This is a genomic window from Streptococcus orisratti DSM 15617, from assembly GCF_000380105.1.
GTDB lineage: Bacteria > Bacillota > Bacilli > Lactobacillales > Streptococcaceae > Streptococcus > Streptococcus orisratti.
Window position 1 is genome coordinate 1 of the sequence record NZ_KB904496.1, and the last position, 9,926, is coordinate 9,926.

Below are 9,926 nucleotides of genomic sequence, written 5' to 3' on the forward strand. Positions count from 1 at the left end.
AAGATTATTACCGTTTAACGACCCAGTATCAGATGACACGCTCTATGTCGCGTGTTGGTAAGTGTATTGACAACGCACCAATTGAGAGTTTCTTTGGGCACTTTAAGACGGAGTGCTATGATTTGAAGAAATATAAGACCTTTGAGGAGCTGGTTTCAGATATTGATGCCTACATCTATTTTTACAATCATCAACGTTTTCAAGAACGCAACAACGGCCTTGCCCCTCTTGAAATGAGGAACAAGGCCGTCGCCTAATCTTTTATTATTTCATTGTCCACTTGACAGGGAGCAGTTCAAAAGATATAGCAGATTAATTATTTGAATTATTTTTTAAGGTGATGTCAATACAAATAAATCACATGCATATAGCAAATTTCATTTGGTTCTAAATCAACTTGCAATTCTAACTTTCCACCCTCAATAGTCGAGTGGAAAAGGGTCAGTTTAGGAACAGCCTGTGTTTTAAGGTAATTAATTTCAGACTCTCCAAAACTTATTGTACCATCCAGAAAAATTTTTGACATTAAATCCTGCACACTCCCATAGTTCGAATTAACAAGACGCGTTTTTATCAAGTAGGTACCATTTTTCATTCCCTTAAACTGAAAAACCAATCTTTGATTTTCCACCTGTTCAAAATAATCATTATAATGATATAGTTGTCTCTTATCTTCCTGTAAATAATAACGATAGTTCAATTGAGAGCAATTATGACAGACTACATTAAGATTGTGACCTGACGACGTCACCAAAGAATAGTCATCTGCAGCAATAATATCTCGACCATGGCAACTCAGAAAAGAATGCGCATAATAAGATGGCTTCTTGACACCATGTTTGGTAACACAGCCTTCACCACCAGAAAGTAAGTGATCACTTCTATCGTCAAGTAGCAAATCCAATGGTGGCCCCCAAGCTAAATCATCCAGCATTCCCAGACAAGCTAAAGTATTTTTTATGATATCTGCTGCCTTAAACGTAGAATCATTAATCCAAGGATGATGGGGTTGGTAATCCTGCCACTCAACAATATGATAACGATGGCTTTCACCAGCTAATTCACTTTGAATCATTTCTAGCTGATTTTTGATATGATTAACGTCCGTCACCGTTTGAAGCGTAAGGTTATTATCAGTGTCTTTATTAGCAATGTTGGGCAAGACATGAAAAGTTAAATGCTCAATATCAGGGATAATTCCCTTTTTAAGATTAGTTGTAAATATTCGAAAACTTGATATGTCTCCTAAAATAAACCCTGGTCCATAAAGACTTTCTTCCATACCATAACTCTCTAAAAGTTTAGAAATCCTCTGGTATGCAGAAGCATAACGACGACATTTATCATCGTCAAATAGGGTTAAATAATCCAATTCAAATCGCCACTGTCTTAAGCGTTCGATGCTATAACGATTAGATAAATGTGAAATAAGTCCTTTTAAATAATCTTGAAAAAGAGACTGACCATCCCAATCTCTAAAATCAATCACAAACTGACATCTCAAATTTAATTTGACCAGAAAGTCCATATAAGATTCTTCTCCATAATAAGAGTAATTTTGATTAAAATCTTCAGGATACTCTAACTTTAGCCGCGCATATTCAAAATGCATCTCAGATTGGAAATCGCGAAACTGCTCCTCTATTCGCTTCTGATTTAGATTAGATACCTTTCCAACGTTGATGACCTTCTGCCAGTAAGGCTTGACCAGTTCTCTGTTCTCAACATCAATATCTAGAAACTTCTGACAAGAAGGTTTTTCCTCTGTTAATTGCCCCTTTAAAATGTGAGACAACTCTTGAAAAGCTGGCTTAATATATTGAACTTCAGTTTGCTCCTGTCTCTTTCGATAATCACTTGGCAATTCTTGAAATTTTTCTTTATAAGCTCTGTTAAAAGCGTTGATGTTGGCAAATCCGCTATCCAAAGCTACTTGTAAAATCGACATATCCTCATCTGCCAATAAATCTCTAGCCTGTTCCAGACGTACAGCGGTTAAATATTTGTAAAAAGTAACCCCCATTGTCTCTTTAAACAATTTTGAAAAATACTGAGGTGTCATGAAAAAGTCAGAGCTTATTTTCGATAGACTTAGTTCCGTTTGAAAATGCTCTGCCACATATTGTTCAAATTGTTCAGACAAGGATAGATTATTCAAAGACAACTTGCTAACCCTAAAATGATTCATCAGCAAAAGATAGAGTTTATAGGAATACTCTTGAAAAGCTACTTTTGCAAAGGAAGCCACCTCTGAATTAGCCAACAAAAGCCTTGTTAAACAATCTCTCAATGGTACAAAATTATCATTTTTTTCCTGACTACTGTCACAAGAAAAACTTAACTGGTTATTCTGGAAAAGCCGAGATAATTCCTTATTATCAAGATAAAAGATAGCATAAAGCATTCCCCCTTGCTCACTTTGTTGTATAGTCATATTGTCATTAGCATTCACCAATAACATATCAAAAGCAGATAGAAAGCGCCCGTTAACCTCCAATAGCTCAGACAGATTGTATAAGATTTTAATCTTACGCCTGTCTACTTGAACCTCCTTGTCATAAATGTGTACCTTTAGCATGATGTCTCCAATACTTTAAAATCGTTTTTACATCTTTTCATTATAACCTAAAAACTGCTTTCAGAGAAATCTGAAGCAGTTCATGGTAAAGCACTATACAATAATCATTTTTTGGCGAGTATAAGTACCACCGTTAAAAGAGGTCTCATCACCATTCTCATCAAACTGATCTAAAAACGGTGGCATGTAAGAGCAGCTGGCCGCAAATCTAACTGAGACATCATGAAAACCTTGAGCCAAGCCACCTTTTTCATAATTTTCAATGTTGCAACATCTGTAATACGCCAAAAGCCCTGAGAAGCCCGAGCCAATTCATCAACCTTATAATCTTTGCCGTTAATTTCCCAAATCACTTCTTCCTTGGTGTAGGTTACGTCGTCTACAATCACTTTACCTGGCCTTAACTGACTAAGCCAGACACCGCGATAATAGTCGGATCGAACACAGATTTGGAAGCCAACAATTTTATCATTTTCGATAATACTATGAAATCCCCTATACTGAATAACATTTGATTCTAACATAAGCTCCTCCTAATGACCTAAAATACGTTTCATCATGATATGATGTTTGCGAAGTTCCTGTGACACAAAACCAGGAACGTCCTTCTTTTCACCTTCATATTCACTAAGAAGATAACCCTCCCATCCTTGTTCTTTCAAAATTTTTAGAATTTCAGGATATGGAATAGTTAATTCATTAAAATCATCATCCATTTTGTTAAATTTTGCGTGAATGCACTTAACATATGGTAATAAAGGAATGATTTCTTCTGGCTGTGAGTGCTTACAATCTGGATTAAATACCACAACACCAGGAACATCAAAACGATTTTGGAAGACACTTAGGTCAATGTTTAATCCGAAATTCTTAGTTCTCGTTTCTTCGATAAAGTCCACATAATCCTGAACAAATTGATCTGCCAAAACAGTTGTCAGATGGATTTCAGGACACATAATCACATCATATTTTTCAGCCTCTGGTAAGACACTTTTGATAATCTCACGCCAATTTTCAACAGGGGCGAGCTCATCATTGATGACCCCCATCTTAGTTCGCAGAATTTTAAAACCAAGCTGATGAGCAATTTTAAAATCATTAATCAACTTTTCACGTGCCTCTTCCAAGGTCATATCTCTATCTTTGTACAATCTTGTATCAACCCAGTGTCCATACTCAGCAGGTTCAATATTGTATCTTTGACAAAGCCTTTTCCACTCGGCTAAATAAGCAGCACTCAATTCAGGATAAGAATCAATATGCGAATTTGCCAAAATTTCAATTCCAGTTGCCCCCATATCATACATATCTTTGAAGCAATCCTCTAAATTCATGGTACGTCCATATTCACCAGAGTAGCTGTAAATAGCAACGCCACGTTTAATTTTTTCAGCCATACTATCTCCTCCATTTTTTCTTTATAATTATTATAAAAGAACTCTAAATTTAAAACTCACCATATTTTATGTTTTAAATTTAACAATTCTCCATTTTTTTAGAAAAAAATAATGGGCATCTTTAAAAAGTATCATCATTTTTTATCTAATCGCTGGTTTACTCCGTCAAAAAACTCATCTCTTTGCAGAGACGAGTTCAAGTAACCTATTTTTTCAATACAATAAGGTCATCACCCACAAGAGCTGCATCTTGACCTAAAGGTTTAACTTCTGTATAGTCAACAGCATTTGTAACAAGTACCATGACAGTATCATCAAGCTTTTCTTCCCCGATGAGGTCTCTATCAAATGCTCCGATTTGTTGACCAACCTTAACCTTATCACCAACTTTTACTAATTTGGCAAAGCCTTTACCTCCAAGGGTTACTGTATTGATACCAATATGAAGTAAGATTTCAGCACCACCGTCAGTTCTCAAAGTATAGACATGTCCTGTTGGGGCAACCGTTGTGATTTCACCATTAGCAGGAGCTACCAAGATATTTTCAGTTGGTTTGATACCAACACCCAGACCCAAGGCACCACTTGCAAATACGTTATCATTGATATCACTTAAAATGATGACGTTACCAGCAACTGGAGCATAAAGTTTTTCATCCTTAGTGTTAGCAGGAATTTCTGAAACCTCATCAACTTTCGCACGAATAGTACGTTTGTCGTCCAATTCAAAATGGATATCAGCCATACGTTTCTCAGAAAGATTCCAGAAGACATAAGTAACGAAAGCTGCTAAGATGAATAAAATCGCAGGTGCCAAGTTGACAACCATATTAATACCATGTTGAACGCCAACACTTTGAGCAGCATTAGGCTTATACCCCATCGCACCCAAGACAAGGACTCCAACAGAAGCGCCGACAGCATTGCCTACTTTTGTAGCAAGGCCATAGGTTGCATAAGCTGTACCATCTGTACGAACCCCTGTTTTCCATTCTTGATAGTCAACAGCATCCGCAACCATTGTCAAAGTAATTGGGAATCCAATTCCAGAGAAACCATAAATAACATGTCCAATGATAATCAGGGGAATGTTTTTGAAATCAGTAAAATAAATGAGTAACAAGCCTAAACCTTGAATTAATAAAGATGTTGCAAGTACGGCACGTTTACCAAAACGTTTGACCAAGGGAACAACAAAGAATGAGCCCAAAGCCCCACCGATGGAAGGCAGAGTCATCAAGATTGCAATCAGTGAGAACGCCCCTAAACAGTAAATAACATAATAAGTTGTTAGAGCGATACGTCCCATAAAGGCTGTCATTTGGAAAATCATAATGACTAACAAAATCATCAAATACTTATTACCAACAACATTTTTAAGCGTTGTTCCAAGTGAAACTTTTTCACTACGAATAGGTTTAACAACCTCTTTTGAAGTTTTGAATACTCCGTAAAAGATAGGGATCGAAATAACAGCGTAAATGATAGCTGTCATTAAATAGCCAGATTGTGTTGCAACCTTAGAGCCACCTGAAAATGCTAGCATGAGTACTGCTGAGAATGAGTTAACAATAATCATACCAACGTTCATACCAACAGAGCGTGACGCATTCAAACCATTACGTTCATTTTCATCAGTAGACATAACTGCTGCCATAGCGCCATAAGGGATATTAACCAAAGTATAGAGCATCCCAGCAAAGACGTAAGTAAAGGCAGCCCACCAAACACCGGCTGAACCATTTCCAAATGGGCCTGTAAAGGTTAAAACGCTAAAGATAGCAAGAAAAGGTGAACCAAATAGAATATAAGGTCTAAAACGACCCCATTTTGATTCTGTACGCTCAGCAATCATCCCCATAACAGGGTCATTGAATGCATCAAAGAGACGGGCACCAAGCATAATTGCCGAAACAGCTGCGGGAGCCAATCCCACAATATCTGTATAATAAACTGTTAGATAGGTTCCGACGAAAGTCCAAACAAATTGACTTGCTAAATCTCCCATCCCGTACATCATAATGCTAAATTTACTTAGCTTTTTCTTTTGATTATCCATCACGGAATCCTCCATTTTTAGTTAATGTAAATGTTGCAACCTTGTTTACACTACTATTAAACCAAAAATGAAAGCGTTTCACTCTTTCGCATTTATTCTTTAACTAGCACTTTTTTCACATCTTATCTGTTTGTCGTTGAAATGAGGTTAAAAAAAGTATATTGTATTTTTAATACTAGTTAACTAATTTCAATTAATACCATATCATGGGGCTTTAATTCTGTTCTAAAATCAAGAATTCCATTTTTAATAGCAACCGTTTCGCTTTTTAAGCTAGGAATGCAGCGGTGTCTAAGATAATTGATTTCTTCACGATTAAAATTATCCTCATCACTCACTCTCTCTGCTTCTGTTAAAAAAGCTCCTTCACTATTACCGATGCGTCTCGTTTTCATTTTATAATCTTTCTTTTCACTTATCGGTGCGACTTTAAAATGAAATTTTCGATTCCCATCATTTTCAAAAAGTGAGGAAATATTTTTCTGGTTAAACTGTTCTGCTCCAGAATAATAATAAAGACTATTCAAATGACAATAGTGATAAAGAAGAATAACTAACTTTCGATTACGTTTAGTAACAACAACTCCTTCTGAAAGATAGAGAAGTTGACTCCCCAATGAATTAAGAAAATCAAAAGCATAAAAGCTTGGCTTAGCAATGCCACTTTTTGAAATAAGACCACCGCCACCAAATATCTCTTTCTCATTAACGTCGAAACTAGTAAAAGAACTATCAGATAATTGCCAGTAACCAACTAGGTCACAAAGATTAACCAAATCTAAAAGATTTTTGATAATATAAGGTCCCTTAAAAGAGGAGTCATTGATAATATCTCTTGCGCTATTGGTTAAATTAAATTCTGAAACAATTAATTGTGGGCATAAATTAACATGACCAATATAGTTTCTAGCCTCCTGCAAACTAGATTTCAAATAATCGGTGTCCGAGGAAATAAGTGTATTGCTATCCAATTTTTTAAAATTCTGCTTTAAGATATCAAGTGAGTAAGCTGTAAAGGTCACAAAATTGGGTTTTTCTTTCTGCTCTGCCCAATTTTTAACAAATTCTTTATAACTATCTTTTTCCAGATTCAGGGTAATACCACTGCCACCAACTTCTAGATCCGGTATGATAGACTGAATCTCTTTTTTTACTCGAGAAAAATAATAAAAATAGTCCTTATTAACTCTTAAATCTAAGGTAGTCTCACCAGAAACTAAAAAGGCTAGATTTTCTTGTTTAAGAGTTTCCAACACATGAGGATTAGGTTTCCAAAGCTCTATTTTCCAACTAGATACCTCATCATAACCAAATTTATCAACAAAGTGCTGAATTAAGGCACGATACCGCCTCAATAAATGTTCGAAATCATTATCAGGTAGTTGAAATGCTTCCTGGCTAATAATGTTTTCAACAGTCTCGTGAATTTGTTTTCCTTTGAAACCTAAATCTAAAAATGGGATCAGGTTTAAGTCCATAATATTCTGGAGAATCCCATCAACTGTACTAAAATCAAAGTAGTCTCCTTTTTGTCTTAAAATATTATCACTAAGCAATCCCCAGATACGGCCATATCGGAAAGAAGTATATCCAATTGTAAACCCAATTTCTTTTACCAAAGCATTATTCAGCAAATCTCCTGCATAACCTAGGTTGATCAACAACTTGTTAGCATCGAACTCTATTGGCTTGTCTAGACTGACGTTGATTTCCTTATCAGCAGTATTGATTGGTTCATCTTGCAAATACTCTTGAATCTCTGTATAATCAGTCTCTTCTCCCGCATCACTGCTTGAAGTCACCAATAAATCGTTCTTCACTTCACGGCGATAATCACTTGGCGTCATTCCCTGATACTTTTTAAAAATCCTATTAAAAGAATTGATATTTGAAAAACCTGCTGAATAAGCAATATCTGTGATACTTTCTTCACTTTCCAACAACAACTGTCTGACCTTAGCCAACCGTCGTTTAATAAGATATTCCGATACACCGATACCATTTTCCTCTTTAAAAACGCGGGATAAGTACTGCTCGGTCACATAGAGCTGATCAGCTAAATCTGATAATCTGATATCTTTTTCAAAATTATTATCAATGTAAAATTTTAAATCCTCGACTTGCCCTTTGATATTTTTTTGATTATTGTTTCGCAGTTCGACCTGATAATAGCCCTCTAAAAGAGTAATCAGTGTAAAATACTGTTTGTAGACCTTAGAATAATTACTACTCTCCTTTTGAATCTTCATCAATAAAAGCTGTCTTAATTGGTAGACTAAATCACTATCTGTTGCCCTAGGATTGTTAATACTATCCCCCTTGAAAGTATAAACGTAATTGTCATTTTGATTTTTAACAAAATAATCCATCATAAAATAAAAAGCCCGTCCACCAGATTTGACTTGGCAATCATATTTCTCTGTCTTAGATAAAACTATAAAGTCATCTTTGCCTAACTTAAACTGAGCGTTTGATTTTTTCAAAGAAACTTCACCAAACAAAACATAAATGATATGAATTCTTGAGTCAAAATATTGAATATCTTCAACATGACTAATCGGTCTAATTTTTATATTGTCCCAGGGATTTGTAAAAATCACACTTTTACCTCCTTTGAATACGTTTTCTACATTGTAAAGACTATTATAACACAAGTTGCTATCTAATAAAAATTCTCCTCTGTGATCATGTAGTGATGCACTAAATGAGGAGAGAGGTATTAGTCTTCTTACTTTTCAATATGATAAATTCAAGAATAAGTGCAACTTTTGTTATAACTCACTCATGAAAGCCTCAAAAGCTGTTTTGTAACCTAAACTTTTGCGTGGACGCTGATTGATGGCATCTAGAGCTACAGTTAGCTCATCTTCACTGATTGTCGCTAAGTTCGTCTTCTTTGGAAAATATTCTCGCAATAATCCTTTAGCATTTTCATGACTCCCTCTTTGCTAAGAGGAATAGGCATCCGCAAAGTAAAAGTCAATGCCGAAATCTTCTACCAAGAGATAACAAGCAAACTCCTTTCCCTCTGTCAGATGTAAAGGTCTTCAGAAATTTTTTCGGTATGCTATGACATAGCGCTTGAATGGCTGAGAACATAGATTTTGAAGTGTGGTCAGGTATCTTAGATGCTTGTCTTTCGCTCGATAAAAGTTGTCAACCCCCTTTACTTTTTCCACAAGAGGAGACGACAGTATCCAATTCCCAGTGACCGACTGTCTCTCTTGTTTTAACTTCTCTAGGATGTTTGGAAATGGGGGCCAATGGTAAATTTTCCACGTGTTTCTTGAGGATTTCGACTTTTCACTTTACGTCTTATACTTAACAAAAATCATAAATAGCGTTATAATAGTATTATGACAAAAGAACTTACCCAAACACAAGTCGAAGAATTAAAGCAAGCACTTAAAGATAAAAATAATGCTCCGCATCATAGAAAAATACAGGCACTCATTCTTTATTCTGAATGCCATAATTTAACATTCGTAGCTAAATCAGTAGGTTTTGTCCATCAGACAGTCCGAAACTTATTGAATCNCTATCTAAGTGGTGGCTTAGAAGCCCTCTTAAAGGAAAATCGTGGTGGTCGCCGCCGCTCCTATATGATGCATGAGGAGGAAGAAGATTTCCTTAAAGAGCAACTCTCTTCTTCTTTGAATGGAGAATTCATTACCGTTAACTCCCTCTTTAAAGCCTATCAAGAGAGAGTTGGGCACAAGACAANCCGAGAAGGTTTCTATGCTCTCCTGAAACGTCATGGTTGGCGTAAAGTTAGCCCTCGTCCCCAACATCCGAAAAAAGCAGACGCCGAAACCATTTTAGCGTCTAAAAATAAAATCTTTATTCGAGGAGAGAACGAGTAAGCGCTTTATTGATGGAAAAGAATATCAAA

At 35.9% G+C, this 9,926-nt stretch carries 6 protein-coding genes and 2 pseudogenes; 2 read left to right on the top strand and 6 right to left on the bottom strand.

What is annotated here, in order from left to right; all coding sequences use genetic code 11:
• Positions 1 to 257 (top strand): IS3 family transposase (locus tag A3I7_RS0109590; RefSeq protein ID WP_018364481.1); only part of this gene is annotated, 257 nt, incomplete at its 5' end.
• An 86-nt stretch (positions 258 to 343) separates the two neighbouring features.
• On the opposite strand, the gene A3I7_RS0109595 is transcribed toward A3I7_RS0109590, so the two are convergent.
• The 6 genes and pseudogenes from A3I7_RS0109595 to A3I7_RS14630 all read right to left on the bottom strand — a co-directional run.
• Positions 344 to 2,578, bottom strand: a complete 2,235-nt coding sequence (locus A3I7_RS0109595; RefSeq protein ID WP_018376568.1) for a helix-turn-helix domain-containing protein — start codon at positions 2,576 to 2,578, stop codon at positions 344 to 346.
• 170 nt (positions 2,579 to 2,748) lie between these two features.
• Positions 2,749 to 3,102: a C-glycoside deglycosidase beta subunit domain-containing protein gene (locus A3I7_RS13265; RefSeq protein WP_051071849.1), complete on the bottom strand. Its 354-nt coding sequence runs from the start codon at positions 3,100 to 3,102 to the stop codon at positions 2,749 to 2,751.
• A 9-nt stretch (positions 3,103 to 3,111) separates the two neighbouring features.
• Positions 3,112 to 3,975, bottom strand: a complete 864-nt coding sequence (locus A3I7_RS0109605) for a sugar phosphate isomerase/epimerase family protein (RefSeq protein WP_018376569.1) — start codon at positions 3,973 to 3,975, stop codon at positions 3,112 to 3,114.
• A 205-nt stretch (positions 3,976 to 4,180) separates the two neighbouring features.
• Positions 4,181 to 6,034, bottom strand: a complete 1,854-nt coding sequence (locus tag A3I7_RS0109610) for a glycoside-pentoside-hexuronide (GPH):cation symporter (RefSeq protein WP_018376570.1) — start codon at positions 6,032 to 6,034, stop codon at positions 4,181 to 4,183.
• A gap of 179 nt (positions 6,035 to 6,213) precedes the next feature.
• Positions 6,214 to 8,634: a GH39 family glycosyl hydrolase gene (locus A3I7_RS0109615; RefSeq protein WP_018376571.1), complete on the bottom strand. Its 2,421-nt coding sequence runs from the start codon at positions 8,632 to 8,634 to the stop codon at positions 6,214 to 6,216.
• Between the two features lie 171 nt (positions 8,635 to 8,805).
• Positions 8,806 to 9,353: pseudogene (locus A3I7_RS14630) on the bottom strand (IS30 family transposase); the annotation flags it as partial.
• 37 nt (positions 9,354 to 9,390) lie between these two features.
• Between A3I7_RS14630 and A3I7_RS0109625 the strand changes: the two are divergent.
• Positions 9,391 to 9,926, top strand: a pseudogene (locus A3I7_RS0109625) (helix-turn-helix domain-containing protein); the annotation flags it as partial.